At 40.6% G+C, this 16,510-nt stretch carries 18 protein-coding genes; 10 read left to right on the top strand and 8 right to left on the bottom strand.

From position 1 onward, the window contains the following. Positions 1-45: 45 nt before the first annotated feature. The 4 genes from GTQ34_RS09320 to GTQ34_RS09305 form a co-directional block, all read right to left on the bottom strand. The gene (locus GTQ34_RS09320; RefSeq protein ID WP_166523500.1) at positions 46-264 is read right to left on the bottom strand and encodes a hypothetical protein; all 219 of its coding nucleotides are present in this window, start codon (positions 262-264) and stop codon (positions 46-48) included. Positions 265-302: 38 nt separating this feature from the next. Next, complete coding sequence (locus GTQ34_RS09315) at positions 303-791, bottom strand: T9SS type B sorting domain-containing protein (protein ID WP_166523499.1); 489 nt, start codon at positions 789-791, stop codon at positions 303-305. Positions 792-874: 83 nt separating this feature from the next. Continuing rightward, on the bottom strand, positions 875-1,138 hold the full coding sequence (locus GTQ34_RS09310; RefSeq protein ID WP_166523498.1) for a hypothetical protein: 264 nt from the start codon (positions 1,136-1,138) through the stop codon (positions 875-877). Further along, positions 1,138-1,701 (bottom strand): SOS response-associated peptidase, encoded by a 564-nt coding sequence (locus GTQ34_RS09305; protein ID WP_235915000.1) that lies wholly within the window; start codon positions 1,699-1,701, stop codon positions 1,138-1,140. Before GTQ34_RS09305 ends, GTQ34_RS09310 begins: the two co-directional genes overlap by 1 nt. Positions 1,702-1,985: 284 nt before the next feature. Here GTQ34_RS09305 and GTQ34_RS09300 point away from each other — a divergent pair, with 284 nt between their 5' ends. Both GTQ34_RS09300 and GTQ34_RS09295 read left to right on the top strand, forming a co-directional pair. Continuing rightward, the gene (locus GTQ34_RS09300) at positions 1,986-2,279 is read left to right on the top strand and encodes a hypothetical protein (protein WP_166523497.1); all 294 of its coding nucleotides are present in this window, start codon (positions 1,986-1,988) and stop codon (positions 2,277-2,279) included. A gap of 316 nt (positions 2,280-2,595) precedes the next feature. After that, the gene (locus GTQ34_RS09295) at positions 2,596-2,823 is read left to right on the top strand and encodes a hypothetical protein (RefSeq protein ID WP_166523496.1); all 228 of its coding nucleotides are present in this window, start codon (positions 2,596-2,598) and stop codon (positions 2,821-2,823) included. A 395-nt stretch (positions 2,824-3,218) separates the two neighbouring features. Here the strand turns inward: GTQ34_RS09295 and gap are convergent, their stop codons facing one another. Together gap and GTQ34_RS09285 are read right to left on the bottom strand one after the other, a co-directional pair. Then, the gene (gap, locus tag GTQ34_RS09290; protein WP_208103866.1) at positions 3,219-4,211 is read right to left on the bottom strand and encodes a type I glyceraldehyde-3-phosphate dehydrogenase; all 993 of its coding nucleotides are present in this window, start codon (positions 4,209-4,211) and stop codon (positions 3,219-3,221) included. Positions 4,212-4,310: 99 nt separating this feature from the next. Next, a complete protein-coding gene (locus tag GTQ34_RS09285) occupies positions 4,311-5,864 on the bottom strand; it encodes a glycoside hydrolase family 32 protein (protein WP_166523495.1) in 1,554 nt (517 codons plus the stop codon). Positions 5,865-6,062: 198 nt separating this feature from the next. On the opposite strand from GTQ34_RS09285, the gene GTQ34_RS09280 reads away from it, so the two are divergent. The 4 genes from GTQ34_RS09280 (at position 6,063) to GTQ34_RS09265 (ending at position 9,074) form a co-directional block, all read left to right on the top strand. Continuing rightward, positions 6,063-6,677: a TIGR04282 family arsenosugar biosynthesis glycosyltransferase gene (locus GTQ34_RS09280; protein WP_166523494.1), complete on the top strand. Its 615-nt coding sequence runs from the start codon at positions 6,063-6,065 to the stop codon at positions 6,675-6,677. Continuing rightward, the gene (locus GTQ34_RS09275) at positions 6,674-7,489 is read left to right on the top strand and encodes a purine-nucleoside phosphorylase (protein ID WP_166523493.1); all 816 of its coding nucleotides are present in this window, start codon (positions 6,674-6,676) and stop codon (positions 7,487-7,489) included. The genes GTQ34_RS09280 and GTQ34_RS09275 overlap by 4 nt, the downstream gene beginning before the upstream one ends. A 108-nt stretch (positions 7,490-7,597) precedes the next feature. Next, positions 7,598-8,341 carry a DUF547 domain-containing protein gene (locus tag GTQ34_RS09270; RefSeq protein ID WP_166523492.1) on the top strand — a complete coding sequence of 248 codons (744 nt, stop codon included), beginning with the start codon at positions 7,598-7,600 and terminating at the stop codon, positions 8,339-8,341. Further along, positions 8,328-9,074, top strand: a complete 747-nt coding sequence (locus tag GTQ34_RS09265; protein ID WP_166523491.1) for a TIGR04283 family arsenosugar biosynthesis glycosyltransferase — start codon at positions 8,328-8,330, stop codon at positions 9,072-9,074. The genes GTQ34_RS09270 and GTQ34_RS09265 overlap by 14 nt, the downstream gene beginning before the upstream one ends. Here GTQ34_RS09265 and GTQ34_RS09260 read toward each other — a convergent pair. Further along, positions 9,047-9,940, bottom strand: a complete 894-nt coding sequence (locus GTQ34_RS09260; protein WP_166523490.1) for a hypothetical protein — start codon at positions 9,938-9,940, stop codon at positions 9,047-9,049. The two genes, GTQ34_RS09265 and GTQ34_RS09260, sit on opposite strands and share 28 nt — an antisense overlap. A 156-nt stretch (positions 9,941-10,096) precedes the next feature. Then, positions 10,097-11,101 (bottom strand): glycoside hydrolase family 113, encoded by a 1,005-nt coding sequence (locus GTQ34_RS09255; protein ID WP_166523489.1) that lies wholly within the window; start codon positions 11,099-11,101, stop codon positions 10,097-10,099. 150 nt (positions 11,102-11,251) lie between these two features. On the opposite strand from GTQ34_RS09255, the gene GTQ34_RS09250 reads away from it, so the two are divergent. The 4 genes from GTQ34_RS09250 (at position 11,252) to GTQ34_RS09235 (ending at position 16,497) form a co-directional block, all read left to right on the top strand. Next, entirely contained in the window at positions 11,252-12,601 is a 1,350-nt protein-coding gene (locus GTQ34_RS09250) for an NAD(P)/FAD-dependent oxidoreductase (RefSeq protein ID WP_166523488.1), read from the top strand. Positions 12,602-12,611: 10 nt separating this feature from the next. After that, on the top strand, positions 12,612-14,216 hold the full coding sequence (locus GTQ34_RS09245) for a 4Fe-4S binding protein (protein ID WP_166523487.1): 1,605 nt from the start codon (positions 12,612-12,614) through the stop codon (positions 14,214-14,216). A gap of 105 nt (positions 14,217-14,321) precedes the next feature. Beyond that, on the top strand, positions 14,322-15,011 hold the full coding sequence (locus tag GTQ34_RS09240; protein WP_166523486.1) for a glycosyltransferase family 2 protein: 690 nt from the start codon (positions 14,322-14,324) through the stop codon (positions 15,009-15,011). A 1-nt stretch (position 15,012) separates the two neighbouring features. After that, the gene (locus GTQ34_RS09235; protein WP_166523485.1) at positions 15,013-16,497 is read left to right on the top strand and encodes a cellulose synthase family protein; all 1,485 of its coding nucleotides are present in this window, start codon (positions 15,013-15,015) and stop codon (positions 16,495-16,497) included. Positions 16,498-16,510 lie beyond the last annotated feature (13 nt).

Below are 16,510 nucleotides of genomic sequence, written 5' to 3'. Positions count from 1 at the left end.
AAAAGACTCTGCTTGTTTTGAATTCAAATATTTGGCAAACAACTTTTAGTTTAAAATCACCTCATCCAAAAACTTCAAATATTCGTTTACTTTCGAGTGGTATTCTTCAACGCCATAATACCCCATGGCCAATATCTTTCTTTCGTTCTCAACATATTCGTTCATATAAGTACCATTACTGAACTCGATATAGTTGCCAAATAGTGCTGCTTGAAAGGTTTTAGCTTTTTGGATTCTTGTGGCAAGTTTGTAAGGTTGAACCATTTAATTTAAGATTATGAATAATTCATTTGAAAACGCTGTTATTCCAGAATGGGATCTCTAAACACAGTAGTACAATTGCCTGCTGATCTTTTTTCAGGCCCAGTGAACGAGCAAAAATAGCCTTGATTTAAGTATGTTGCTTCGTCGACGATTACCAATTTGTACTCGAAAACACTATTTTTATTGCTTCGAAAATCACTTTCAGTAAATCCGAAATTTTCTGAATTTTCATCAGCCTCAAAAACAAGATTTCCATTTATATCAAAAATCTGTAAAGTAAAATTCTCGTATAATTCTAGATTGTTAACAATCCAAAAGTCATTAATTCCGTCATTATTTGGAGTGATTAAGCCTTGTAATTGAATCTCACCTCTGGATTGATCTAAATTGTCTACGTTGGTATCTTCAAAAGGATTAGGACCACAGCAAGAAAAATCAATGCTCTCCAATTCCTCTTCGAAACTATTGTTGTCAGATGAACAACCAATAACGAGTATTAGACAAACCAAAAAATGTATTCTTTTCATATTCTATATTTATTTCTTGATTGCACGTGAAATATTAAACCCCAAAATATAAATAATCACGATAACTTGGAGAAATCTGATTGTTAATTATCGAAGTCATCCCAAGGAGCTTTTTTTAAGTCCATACTCCTAGTGTATTTGTTCATCTTGGAGCCATGTATAAATTCGCTCTTACCTATTATGGTTCCGTTCGTAGGTTCGATTTCCACTTCTATGAAGAATTTGTTCACAGAGAACAAGTGATAACAACAGTCGAATGATACAAAGGTGTCCACGAACTCTCCTTTGTCCCATAGGATGTCCCATTGTTCCTCGTTGTCCAGAGCCAAATAATCGTACAATTCCATCAGTATTCTTCGTTTACCCCTTCATATTCAAAATAGTCCGTTGCCTCTTGTTGGTTTCCAACAGCATATTTGCCCCTGAGTTTCCCAACAGTGTGTGCTTTTATTTCGGATTCGGGGAAGGGCTTCAAAAGTTCCTCCAGTTCCTTTATGTCAAGTTCGTCCTTTACCTCGATGAGCCATTTGTCCTCCAATTCATCAGGAAGTATAACTGGCATCCTAGGTCCTATCAGTTTCGGGTTGTTGTGTATTTTGGCCATCATGGGGTTGCCCTCCGTAGTGACTATGGAAAATGTGTTCAACACCTCTCCCGTCTCAGGGTCGGTCCATTCGTTCCAAAGTCCCGCCAATGAAATTGGCTGCCCATCTTTTCTCGATATGTAATATGGAATGGTCTCCTTCCCGTGGTGGTGGTGCTCAAAAAAACCGTCTATGCATATTATGCACCTTTTGTCCCGTGCGGATTTCTTGAAGGAGTTCTTCTCGAAAATCGTCTCTCCCCTGGCATTGAGTGTCTTGTTCCAGATGTCCTTTTGTCCCTTGCCCAACTCGGAACGAGACCCCATTGTGATACCACGGGATAGTAAGGGCTTTCACTTGTATAGATGAACATTTTTGGATGTTGGAAGCCCGAAACATGGAACAGTGGAAGATCCGTCTCCCTAGCAAGTTTTTCCTTTATCTCACGGATGGCGTGCTCATCGCCGTCGCGCATTGCCCGTTTCAATTGTGACTCATACAGGGCTTTAACATCGTAACACATTGGATTGAGGTTGTTGGTTTCAGTTAGTTATAAGTTTTAACAGTAACAAGATATGAAAATGATGGATATTATCCATAATTTTGGAGTATGTCCATTAGTTTTGAAGATAGATACCATAAACTTTGCCGAGAAGAACTTAAGCGGCACTATAACCATTTCAGGGAGGACATAAAGGACAAATTCTTTTACAATACACCCACCCAGGCGGAAAAGAGGTTGTTGGATATGATACACAACTTTAGGTATGAGATGGAACGAATTGCTCCAATACCGAGAAATGACATGGATGCTCAGGTCCTCAAAGAAACCATTCTAAACGAGTATATTCAAATTGCTAGAAAGTATGGCAACCGGGTTAAAGAAAGGCATGGTTTGGATTGAAATAGCCCTCTAGTATCAACTAAATTGTCAACCAATCTCAAGTCTACCTTATTTTATTAGCGGTTTAATACAGCAAATTGGTACCCAAGATACAATCTTGCGGGAGCGAGGGGAAAAGAAATGGAACTGTATAAAAAATTGAGGTGATCTTGTAGCACATAAAATGAAAACCTGGCAATTTAGCCGGGTTTTTTGCTTATGAATATGTAGTGAAATTCTTAATAATTTCATAAATATGAAAATCGAATGTCACCATAGGCATTAAATATCAAACTAACTCTTATATTTAGCCTATCTAGATTAATTTTAAACAAAAATGACTCAGGATTTACTTGCAAAGGCCCAAGAGTTCGAGAATAGAAAATTGAGCCATATGTCTACCAGCGATAGGGTTGCCGCTTCAAGAGAAGCAAAGAAGCTCATATTATCCATCAACGAAATATATAAGAAAACCAAAGACGCCAACCTAATGGACATCATGAAGCGTTTGACCGAAAAAAAACGCAAGATTGAGAAACGTCTTAAAGGTACTCCTCTGGTTTAATGCACTTTCGATTTTTTAATGTACAGAAAGGATTTCGAAATGAAATCCTTTTTTGTTAGCCATACTTTGCCATCCACAAAACTTTTGGCACCAATTGTATCACATTCTTTACCACAGGCATAATTGTAAATTGTCGGCCCTCTATTTTCGATACTTTTGAGTATTGAAATTCATCTCAACCTAAACAAACACTATATCATAATGAACACCATAGAAGAAAAATTGGGCTATCTTTTTTGGTATTTTGTAATAGCAATGTCTATCTGCTCACTTATCAACAGCTTATACCTCTATATGAACTAGCCTAGTGCAGACGTTACCATCAATCAAAAATTGAAGTAGTTAATCATGTCTCAAAAAAAGGGCGCCTTCATTGGCGCCCTTTTACTATTTCCTTATCCTTTCATTTCAAGAATCTGCCTTATCATTTGATTGGTAAAACCCCATTCATTATCATACCAGGTCATCACCTTCAACAGGTCACCGTCCACAACCTTGGTCATGGATAAATCCACAGTGGACGCATAGGGACTTTTTATGATATCCGATGACACGATGGGTTCGTCCGTGGTATCCAAAACATTTTTATAGCGTTCCGTTTTCGACTCTTCCATCAAGATGGCATTCACCTCTTCCGGTGTCACTTTGTTTTCCATTACAAAAACCAAATCTGATATAGATCCCACAGGCACGGGCACTCTTACGGCGACCCCATCAAATTTGCCCTGATACTGTGGTAGTGTCTTTGTGGTTGCAATTGCCGCACCTGTTGTGGTAGGTATAAGGTTTTGCGCACCCGCTCTTCCCATTCTAAAATTCTTTTTGGAAGGAGCATCCACAATGCCTTGTGATGCAGTATAGGCATGTATGGTAGTCATTATGCCTTTTTTTATTCCAATCCTTCTTCCCAAAATCTCCACAATGGGTGATATATTGTTTGTGGTACAACTGGCACAAGAAAATACATTGGAAGTTCCCTCCTCTGAATTTACACCATGGACCACCGTTGGGGTATCTACACTTTTGGTAGGTGCAGAAATTACAACTGTTTTAGCACCGGCTTTTAAATGTCGCTCTGCGTCCTCTCCCTTGGTAAATACTCCTGTACTTTCAATCACCAAATCCACTTGGTCTTCTTTCCAAGGCAATTCTTCAGGGTTCCGAAAGGATGTATAGTGAATTCTTTGTCCATCCACCAGCAAAGTTTCAGATTCGTGGGACACCTCCTTTTCGTAAACACCATAAACCGTATCATATTTCAGAAGATATGCTGTATTTTCTATGGGTACAATGTCATTGACTGCAACAACGTTCAACCCTGGTGTATCATTAATTACTTTTAGTGCCGCACGTCCAATACGACCCATTCCGTTTATTCCTATTCTCATAATTGTATCTTTTGTTACAGCAAACTTAGTCTCTATTTCTGCTCTTAAATTACATGAGTAACCCTAAACTCAAAAGCCATAAAAAATAATGGGACGGGCTTATTCTTGCCAAATGGACATAATGTGCTTCACCGTTAGTATTTCAACGGGGTCTTCTTGGTCATTATTTTCAACGATCAAGGTGTTGTAGGGTTCCGTGGGGAAAATCTGGTCTGTCATAACCAAAAGACCTTGAGCTATAAAAACCTCTATGGACGACCAATCCAAATATATGTCCATTTCATAGCGGTCGTCCGGTAGAAAATCGAGCGGCATATGGTGTTTTTTATTTCCAAATTCTGGTTGAAAGGCCACTTGGCCAGAATTCATCCGATTTAAAAGAAAAGCCTTGCTTTTGGAGTCCATGGTCAGTTCCAGGGTTTCATCCAGATTATTCTTGAATATCAGCTTTAAATCCTTAGAAGCTGTTTTCAGTCGAATCTTGGACTGATTCAAACTATCAATTTCCAGTGTTTGTGATTTTCCAGCAGCCACAGTAACATTTTCTACCATTGTGGAAGAAGCCAATGCTTCAACCGAAGGCAATGGATAATTGACAAGCAAATATTCATCCTTATGCTTTTGCAGCGCAAGCTTTCGAGGCAAGGTCATTGCGCTTCGCCATTTTTTTGTCGGGGTATCTCTGGCATAATCCCAATTGCTCATCCATCCTATAAATATGCGGTCGTCATTAGGCACATTGTTATAGGTGACACCGGCGTAGTTATCTGTCCCATAGTCCAGCCACTTTGGGTCTTTTTGATCTGAGGTAAACTTCTTGCCGTCAAACTCACCTATGAAGTACTGTGTGCCACTACCCCCATTGGGAGCTCCTGGATTAATGCTGATCAGCAGTACCCATTTTTGTTCGTCCGTTCCATCAACCCCCAAGGGAAAAAGGTCGGGACATTCCCAAACCCCACCATGGGCCCCTTGATATCTGCCAAAATCACTCAAATATTTCCAATCCTTTAGATTTTTGGATTGATAAAACTTCGCATGATCTCCTGCGACCAAGGCCATAATCCAATTTTGGGATTCTTCGTGCCAAAACACCTTGGGATCCCTAAAATCACGAATACCATCATTTCCAATCACCGGATTCCGTTCATACTTGGTCCAAGTATCTCCGTTGTCCAAGCTATAGGCGATTCCTTGGGTCTGAAAGTCACTTCTACCGGCTTTCTCCCCCTCCATTAAATGATAGGTATAAATGGCCACCAAAGGCACTTCTCCATCTTTTCCAAATCCTGAGCTGTTATTTTTGTCCACCACGGCACTTCCCGAGAAAATAAGTCCATTCTCATCAGGATAGAGGGCTATCGGCTTATGCTCCCAATGTACCATGTCCGTGCTTATTGCATGTCCCCAATGCATGGGACCCCATACAATGTCATCCGGATAATATTGGTAAAACAAATGATAAATCCCATCATTATAGACCAATCCATTCGGGTCGTTCATCCATTTTTCCTTAGGTGTAAAGTGAAACTGTGGTCGATACTGTTCCGTAAAAGCCTTGATTGGCTTTTTTTTCGTTTTCTTCTCTTTTTCCTTGTTATTGCATGAAAAAACAAACAAGATCAAAAAAATCAACAAAAACTTGTTTCGCATCTGACTTGGAATGGGTTAATTGGTAAGAGTAAGATAAACATTATGTTACACTTTCAATGTATTATCGTTAATCGTAATTTTTTTCAAACGATTTGCAAAAAATAGGGCAAACGAACAACATAAAATTAGGTTGTTATGATAAGTTTTACATCCGTTTTTTGACCAATCTCTGCGTATCTTTCGTTCCAAACTATTTTTTTGAAAAATAATCTACTCATCATATTGACCAGAAATCCCGAATTGGGAAAGTGCAAAACTCGATTAGCAGCCAAGGTGGGTGACGAATCTGCTTTGGAGATATATAAATTTCTTCTGGAACATACTGTGTCCGTGACCAAAGACCTAAATACAACAAAATGGGTCTTCTACTCCGAAAAAGTGGAAGACAACGATATGTGGGATCCCACGGTCTATGAGAAAAGAGTTCAAGTGGGACAGGACTTAGGCGAACGGATGATGAACGCCTTCAAGAATGGGTTGGATGCCGGTTTTGCAAAAATCGTTATTATTGGCAGTGATATGTACGACCTTCGCCAACAAGATATTGAAGAAGCCTTCGAAAGTCTTGCACACCACGATTTTGTAGTCGGGCCTGCGGTCGACGGCGGATACTATCTCTTGGGGATGAAATCCTTAAAACCTGAGTTGTTCATGAATAAATCCTGGGGAGGCGATAGGGTTCTTTCCAACACTTTAAAGGATATGAATGGTCACATGGTACATTTGCTATCGGAGAAAAACGACGTGGACTTTTACGAAGACATAAAAGATATTGAGGCTTTCCAGCCCTTTCTAAAACATATAAAAGAATGACAAAAAAACAACTTGACGAATCCGTTGATTACCTCAAAAAAAGAGGTTTTGATGTACCTGAATTTGGCATTGTGCTGGGAACTGGACTTGGACAATTGGTCGATAAAATAGAGGATTCCATTGTGGCCCACTACAACCACATCCCCTATTTTCCTTTAGCTACGGTAGAGTTTCATTCAGGAAAATTGATTTACGGTACCATTGCAGGAAAAAAAGTGGTTGTAATGCAAGGCCGGTTTCACCTGTATGAGGGATATGATTTTCTTGACATTACTTATCCTGTTCGAGTTATGCACCAATTGGGGATTAAAAAATTATTCATTTCCAATGCAGCCGGGGCCATCAACCTCGATTTCAAAAGAGGAGATATCATGCTCATTGAAGATCACATCAATCTTCAGGGAGGTTCCCCACTCGCCTTCAAAAATGTTTCCAAATTTGGGGAGCGGTTTGTGGACATGAGTGAACCCTATGATTTGGAAATGCGTCAAAAGGTCGAAGCCATCGCCAAAAAAGAGGGTGTATCGCTTCAAAAAGGTGTATATGCCTCAGTGGTAGGGCCTCAGTTGGAGACCAAAGCAGAATATAGGATGTTGAAGACTTTGGGGGCAGATGCCGTAGGCATGAGCACCGTGCCAGAAGTTATTGTGGCCAACCACCTAAAACTGCCCGTTGTGGCCGTTTCTGTTTTAACCGATGAATGTGATCCGGACAATCTTGAGCCCATCGACATTGAAGAAATTATTGCCATAGCTAGTCAAACAGAACCAAAAATGATACAGTTGTTCCAAGGACTTATAGAAGCCACCTAAAAAGTTCGGGGGCATGTTCAATCAGGTGATTTTATCAAAACTTTTGATGTGTGATGAAAGGTTGAACCCACTTTTTAGACTATTCTTTTCGAATCCAAGTCATTATACATGAATTTTATATCGTACCTATTTTTTGGCCTACTGCTGATTGCATGCAAAGGCAATACTGAAAATCTTCTGGCACAAGACCATGTTTCCCTATCAAAACCAAGCCATACCCAATGGAATGATATGCTACGAAATTATGTTGATGACAATGGTAATGTGGATTACCAGAACATCGCAAAGCATCCATCGCAGTTAGAAGATTATCTAACCCATCTCGCTGAAAACCCTCCGGCCAGTATTTGGTCCAAAAATGAAAAATTGGCCTACTTCATCAACTTGTATAATGCGGCCACTATAAAATTGATTGTGGATAATTACCCCGTGGAAAGCATCAAGGATATTCCCTTCCGTTGGAAAAAGAAATGGATCAAGGTAGGCCAAGAGGTTACCTCACTAAATGATATTGAGCACAAGGTGCTGCGTAAAATGAATGAACCAAGAATCCATTTTGCCATTAATTGTGCCTCTTTTTCATGCCCCAAGCTGCTAAACATAGCGTTTACCGCAGAAAACATGGAAGCACTACTTTCTAAAGCTGCTGAAGAGTTCATTAACGACCCGAAACGCAATCGGTTTGAAATGGACACGGCCTACCTCTCCGAAATATTCAAGTGGTTTAAAGGAGACTTCACCGGCAAATCTTCTTTACTGGGATTTATCAACTCCTATTTGAAAAAACCTATACCTGAGGATGTGGATATAGACTATCTGGATTATGACTGGAGCCTCAATGAAGCCAAATAACTCTCAGAAAATAAGCATTATCATCCCAGTGCTCAATGAGGAACATTACATTGGCACCTTGCTAAGCCACCTAAATCAAAATGCTACGGCATCCAATATTGTGGAAATACTATGTGTGGATGGTGGTAGTCGAGATCACACCCAAGGCATTGCAAAGTACCACGGTGCCAAGGTTATAAAGACAAGAAAGGGCAGGGCAAAACAGATGAACCATGGAGCAAAATATGCCCAAGGAGATATCCTGTATTTTTTACATGCGGATACTTTTCCCCCAGAGCATTTTGACAAAATGATTCTAAATGCTGTAGAAAACGGTTTTGAAACAGGTTGTTTTAGAATGCAATTTGATACGAAGAATCTGTTTCTAAGGTTTTTTGCATGGTTTTCGCGCATAAACCATTCACTTTGCCGAGGAGGAGACCAATCCCTTTTCGTTACGCAGGACATTTTCAAACAGACGACGGGTTTTAACGAAGCGTATCTAATTTATGAGGACACGGAATTCATCCGTCGATTGTACAAGCATGCACGATTCAAAGTATTGCCAAATTATGTGGTTACCTCGGCAAGAAAATATCGTGAACTGGGTTTGTTACGATTGCAATTTCACTTTGCCATGATCCATCTCAAAAACTATTTGGGAGCGGGACCGGATGAACTTTACCGATACTATAGAAAAAACATTCTGACCGGAAGTGATGCCATTCAATCTTCTATCTCAAGGTCTGCATAGTCTTTCAAGATGCCATTGCCCAACAATTGGGCAAAACGTTTGTTGTCCACACGAATATGCAACTGCTCTCCATTTATGGATTCGGAATTATTGTCCAAAGTGAGTAAGGTTACCGTTGGAAGTAAATTTTTGGCCAGGAACAACGTGCTTTTGTCCTCAAATATGGAACTGCCCTCTGTTTCTTCCCCTCTTTTATTTATTCCATGTTTTTTGAACACTCCTTGGAGGTTATCAGCAAAACGTTGTCCATCCCCACTGTTCTGATAATGGGAAAAGGCCAGGTTCATTTTACTATCGTCCACAGCGTTCTTTAGACGAAGCAAAAGCACCCGTTGATATTTTTTATTGTGCTTGAGGTATCTTTTATTGACAGCATCGACACACTGGCCCAATTTATCGGTGCCAATATCAACTGTGTCTTCCTGTGCCGTAATAGAATTCATCATATCCAAAACGTATATCTGGGCACCTTGAACCATAAGGTCCGCCGCCAACTTTTTGGTCATCTGCTGTAGAAATCCAGAATTTTCTTGGACGTGATTTTCAATCAATAAATAGTACACAGCATTCTTGAGTCTATTGCTCTTCAAAGACATTTTGGAAAGTTCCTTTTCAAAAAGGGATGTTTCCGTACCATCAACCATATCCACACGAACTCCTGTTTTTTTGAAGGAATCCAAACTGTAAGGCACTTTGTAGGACATACCCAATTGTAATTGGCTTCCCTTCCTAAGGTCATCCTTGTTGAGTTCAACAAATTCAACGTAATGTTCAACAGGGTCCAATCCCTGTTTCCGCAGTAATGAAAATATGCCATCCCCTTGCTCCGCCACCACTGTGTAATGGTCTTTTTGGGACCATACCATGACGCAAAAAAGGATCGAAAAAAAGAAAAACGATACCGATTTCATTGTTTTAAACTATTGACAAGGGGAATACTGCAAAAGTGATGAAAAAACCTAAACGAGATATAAAAAACAACTGGAAGATTCCTAAAAGTTAATAACAATAACCTTTAGGTTTCAATTTCCTAACCCAGCATAGTGCTTTCGGATAACATTCTCGGCTGGTTTGTTCTGTGGCGTGAATCTATTGTCCGAGTGTCCACCCACCTCCTTGTGATTTACAAACCATTTCCAGAGAAAACCTCCAGCAAACCAATCCTCGTTCCAAAATTCTTCAAATATAGCTTGAGTGGCAGCTTCTTGGGCCGCTAGATTTACCTGCATTTGATTTCTATCGACCAACCATGGTTTTTTTCCGGCATAATCCATACTTCTGTAACCAAACTCGGTAAATAAAACGGGTTTATCAAGATTCTCTGAGAAACTGTGCAATTTCTCTTTCCAAGGTTGCCAACCCTGTCTAAATTCCTCAATGCTTGGGACACGCTTATCCGTTAATGGGAAATAAGCATCCACCCCAATGTAATCCAATTGCTCCCAAAAAGGTGTCCAGGTATACTCGTCCCAGTTGGCCGCATACGTAAGCTTTCCTTTATATACTGTTTTGACTTTGGTAATTAACTCCTGCCAAAATTCAGGCCGATGTTTTACAAATTCCTCCAGTTCCGTTCCGATGCAATAAATGTCGCATTGGGTCAGTTGGGCCAGTTCTGCAAAAGTAATGACAAACTTCGAATAGGATTCTTCCAATGCTTTCCAATCCTTTTCGGACTGCATCATCATATCCCCGGTAAATTCGCCATTCCAAATCCAAATTTGGGGTTTCAACATTACTTGAACCCCATTCTTGTGCAGCGTTTCTATATATTGGTGCGCTCCCCGCTTGGTTTCTCCATACCACTGTCTTTCTGTATCAAAGATGAGGTTGGGAGAATTGGGACTTCTCAAAAAACCAAAGGGCATAACGGCAGCATAATTGGCATGAATGTCCAGTACAGGATTTACATGGATTTGATCAACAGGTTCTCGAGAACCTACAAAGCTTACTCCATTGATTTTAGTCCCGTTCTGGCCGCTACAGGAATATAAAACCAGTGCCCATATGAAAAACCATTTTTTCATTTTGATGCAATCTCCTTTTCGAAAATAGCTATTTAAAAGTTAAGAGAATCTAAAAATAATACAACACTTTAATTAAATTCTTTCTAAATTATTCCAAAGAATTAAGTTCCTATATTTAAAAACGACACAATAGCCACAAACAACCACCTCATGGAGAACATCGTCATTATTGGAAATGGCATTGCCGGAGTCACTGCGGCCAGGCATATCCGAAAGCTTTCCAACAAACGAATTATCATCATATCGGGCGAAACCGATTATTTCTTTTCAAGAACGGCTCTCATGTACGTCTATATGGGACACATGAAGTTTGAACACATACAACCCTATGAAGACTGGTTTTGGGAGAAAAATAGGATTGAGCTCATGCGAGGTTTTGTCACCCAGGTGATTACAGAAAACAAACAACTTGTGGTTGATGGTTCAAGAAGCTTACACTATGACAAACTGATAATTGCAACAGGATCCAAGCCCAACAAGTTTGGCTGGCCAGGTCAGGATTTGCATGGAGTGCAAGGATTATATTCCAAGCAAGATTTGGACCTTTTGGAAACCAATGCACCGAATAAAGATGTCTGTAAAAGAGCGGTTATTGTTGGTGGAGGTTTGATAGGCATTGAGTTGGCTGAAATGTTACGAAGTCGTGACATCCCGGTAACATTCTTGGTACGCGAAAGTAGTTTTTGGAACGGGGTTTTGCCGGAGGGAGAATCACAAATGATCAACGAACATATTTCAGAACACCATATCGACTTAAGGTTAAGTTCTAACCTTAAAGAAATTGTTTCTGATGAGAATGGCAAGGTCAAATCCATTATCGTGGCCGAAACAGGAGAGGAAATTACCTGCGATATGGTGGGGCTTACCGCCGGGGTTTCACCCAATATTGACTTTCTGAAGGAATCTGGAATTGAACTCGGTCGGGGCGTTAAGGTAAATCGATTCTTGGAAACCAATGTGGAAGATGTATATGCCATTGGTGATTGTGCGGAACAGCACCAGGCCATCGGCAACCGTAGACCGATTGAAGCTGTTTGGTACACAGGGCGCATGATGGGAGAAACCGTTGCGCAAACCATTTGTGGCAACAAAATAGAATACAGACCTGGACATTGGTTCAATTCTGCCAAGTTTCTGGATATCGAGTACCAAACCTACGGTTGGGTCTTTTCCGAAAGAAGCAAAAAAGAGTATGAAAAGCATTTCCATTGGCGCCATGCAACAGAAAAAGTCTGCATTACAGTGGCCTTTGACAAAGATTCAAGAGCATTTTTGGGCATCAACACCTTCGGTATACGCATGCGACATGAAGTCTTTGACCGTTGGCTGACGGAGAAAAAGGATGTAGATTATGTGGTGGAACATCTCATAGACGCCAACTTTGATCCTGAGTTCTACAAGAATTATGAAGCGGAAATTGCGGATAAATTCAACACAGAATACGGAAAATCGATTGTACCAAAAAAGAAAAGCTTAAAACGCATATTCCAGACCTCCTAAAATAAATATAATGAGCACTTACGACAGAAGTATGGCCCTTACTGGGCAACCTCCCAAAAGTTTAAACAGGCATCAGAAAATAGCCACCCTAATCGGTATGTTCGGTCTGACAATTATGCTATTGGCCATGTTTAATGTTTCCTTTCCCCAAAAGGGACTCTGGCTTTCTATTTCGCTTGCGGCCATTTTCACGGGAACACTGTGGTTTTCATGGGAGGCCTATTCACATAAATTGCCAGGCATTAAAAATGATGGGGTCTGGTTCAAATCGATTTCCAGTCGTGGTTTTTGGGGTTGGATTGCTGGTATCGCATTAACTGGGTTTTACATTGTACTTTATTTCTATCCAGAATATTTAGGACTTGTTCGTGATGGGGACAACAAAGGTGTAATTGCTCTTTTTGACCCCTTGAGCAAGGCTTTGAGTGGAAATCCGGCAAGTCAGTGGTTTGTGTATGGCACCCTTTACACCGTGGCTATTTTGGCCTTTGGCATCAAGTTCATGTGGAAATACCGTCACAACCGTTATGAGCGTATTAGAACCATGAGCGTTATGTTTTTTCAGACGGCCTTTGCCTTCATTATTCCAGAAGTGATGGCCCGTTTGAACGGCGATAAAATATTGAATGGCGGAAGTCTTCCCTATTATGATCTAAAAAATGTCTGGCCCTTGAACTATTATAATTTTGAAGGTTATAGGATCAAGGCTTTTCTAAGTTCTGGAGACATCGGTTTTGCTTTGTTGATATTTGGTATCCTGTCCATATTCGTCATCACACCCATCCTTACCTATAAATATGGTAAAAGATGGTACTGTTCTTGGGTTTGCGGTTGTGGTGGATTGGCAGAAACTGCAGGGGATTCTTTCAGACAATTGAGCGATAAATCCCTGAAAGCATGGAAAATTGAACGTTGGGTGGTCCACAGTGTGGTGGTTTTCGTCACTTTGATGACCACTGCGGTAGTTTATTCCTATTTGGGAACCGACACCAGCAAGTATTGGCTCACCAAGAGCACCTTTTTGATTGGAGTTGCCAGCTTGCTGACCTTAGTTTTCGCTTGGGTGATGCTTTTCAAAAGAGAACAGTTGCAAAAGGATGCACAATATGGGGCCATCGGATACTTCGTAATCATCATGGCCTTGATCGGTATGCACTTTTTCAGTGGTGATGGCAATGTATTTCTGTTTAAATCGGAAACACTCCGCAAATCCTACTCCTTTTTGATTGGAAGCATTTTTTCCGGAGTTATTGGGACCGGTTTCTACCCCATTTTCGGAAATAGGGTGTGGTGCCGCTTTGGCTGCCCCATGGCCGCCATTTTAGGGTTTCAACAACGACTTTTCTCTCGATTTAGAATCACCACCAATGGGGGGCAGTGTATTTCCTGTGGAAACTGTTCCACCTATTGTGAAATGGGTATCGATGTGCGTGCTTATGCCCAAAAAGGCGAGAACATTGTACGTTCCAGTTGTGTGGGTTGCGGTATTTGCTCCGCAGTTTGCCCAAGAGGAGTGTTAAAATTGGAAAATGGACCCTTAAAAGGCAGGATTGACAGCAATCAAGTGCTATTGGGCAATGATGTTGATTTGATGTCACTTGTAAATCAGAAGTAGGTCCAACCATGCATTTCAATTATTCCAAAATCACATCCAGAGAAATATGGGGAATGACTTAGTTTTGCAATCCTAAAACAAAAAGTAACACTTTCAAATTAGGCAATGCCAGATATCAAGGTTATCATCCCGGCCATCAATGAAGGCGATTCTATTGCCAAGGTTGTTTCTGGACTGCCGTCCTCCGTTTCCGAAATCATTGTTGTGGACAACGGCTCCACCGACAATACTATGCAAAATGCAAAAAAGGCAGGGGCCACTGTTATCAGCGAAAATCGCAGGGGATACGGGTTCGCCTGCCTAAAAGGTCTAGATTATGTCGCCAAACAATCCAAAGCACCCGACATTATCGTATTTATTGACGGAGATTACTCAGATTATCCTGAAGAGATGGATAAAGTGGTAGCCCCTATTTTGGAAGATGGTGTTGATTTTGTGATTGGCGCAAGGAAAAAAGCCCTTAGGGAACCTGGTTCGATGACACCACAACAGGTTTTTGGCAATAGATTGGCCACTTTTTTAATGAAAATACTATTTGGCGCAAGATTTACGGATTTGGGCCCATTTAGGGCCATAAAGTATGAAAAGCTCAAAAAATTGGACATGAAGGACCAAACTTATGGATGGACAGTGGAAATGCAGTTGAAAGTTTTGAGAAACAACATGACATATATCGAAGTACCAGTGCGTTACAAACGAAGAATTGGGGTTTCCAAGGTATCAGGTACAGTAAAAGGTACTATATTTGCAGGCGTAAAAATTTTAGGTTGGATTTTTAAATACAGTATAAAGTAACATGGGACTCACTATTACATACATTATCATAGCCATTTATAGTACAGCCTTAGTCTTAATTTTTCTGTACAGCCTCTCCCAGTTGAATTTACTGATCAATTATCTCGGCTACAAAAAACGAAATGACGAAGCGCCTAAATTCAACCTTTTAGATCCCAAGGAAATACCATTCGTGACCATTCAACTTCCTATTTACAATGAGGAATACGTAATGGAGCGCTTGTTGGACAACATTGCCAAGATAGAATATCCCAAGAGCAAATTGGAAATTCAGGTTTTGGATGACTCTACCGATGATACCGTTCATGAAACTGCTAAGCGTGTTGAGGAACTTCAAAAAAACGGTCTTGACATTCAACACATAAGAAGGGAAAACCGACAAGGTTTCAAAGCAGGTGCGTTGAAAGAGGGACTTGCCATTGCCAAAGGTGATTTCATCGCCATTTTTGATGCCGACTTTCTTCCAGAGAGTGATTGGCTAAAAAAGACCGTCCCTTACTTCAAAGATGAAGAAATTGGCGTAGTGCAGACCCGTTGGGGACATATCAATAGAGATTATTCCACACTTACGCGTATTCAAGCCTTCGCTTTGGATGCACACTTTACATTGGAACAAGTAGGACGAAATTCCAAAGGTCATTTCATCAACTTTAACGGTACCGCGGGTATTTGGAGAAAGGAATGCATCTATGATGCTGGAAACTGGGAGGGCGATACCTTGACTGAAGATTTGGACTTGAGCTACCGAGCCCAGTTGAAGAATTGGAAGTTCAAATACTTGGAAGATGTGGAAACCCCTGCGGAGCTTCCCGTGGTCATCAGTGCCGCACGTTCGCAACAATTCCGATGGAACAAGGGTGGTGCCGAAAACTTCCGAAAAACAGTTTGGAGTGTAATCAAAGCAAAGAATATTCCTTTCAAGACCAAATTCCATGGAGTGATGCACTTGTTGAACAGTTCCATGTTCCTTTGCGTATTCATCGTGGCGTTGCTGAGCATCCCCATGCTGTACATCAAAAACACATTTGGGCACCTGGATTGGGTATTTGAAGTGACCAGCTTTTTCATCATAAGTACCATCATCCTTTTCATCTGTTACTGGTTCACCTACAAAAGTATCCAAGGCAGCAGTTTTGACAATTTTGTGGATTACATCAAACTCTTTTTTACCTTCTTTTCGGTTGCCTTAGGATTCTCCTTGCACAATACCGTGGCTGTTTTGGAAGGCCATTTGGGCAAGCGAAGTGAATTTGTACGCACACCCAAATTCAATATCAATAACCTTACCGATTCCTGGAAAGGCAATAAATATTTGGCGAAAAAACTATCCCCCAACATGATTTTGGAATTCGCTTTAATGATTTACTTCCTGTTCGGTATGTACAGTGCTATTCCTTTAAATGATTTCGGATTATTTCCTTTTCATTTAATGTTGTTCCTAGGATTTGGCTTTGTATTCTTTAAATCCTTGACGGCCAAGGCGTAATCCTTTTGCCCCT

The organism is Flagellimonas ochracea, from assembly GCF_009903685.1.
GTDB classification, from domain to species: domain Bacteria; phylum Bacteroidota; class Bacteroidia; order Flavobacteriales; family Flavobacteriaceae; genus Flagellimonas; species Flagellimonas ochracea.
This window is presented reverse-complemented; position numbering and strand designations above follow the sequence as displayed.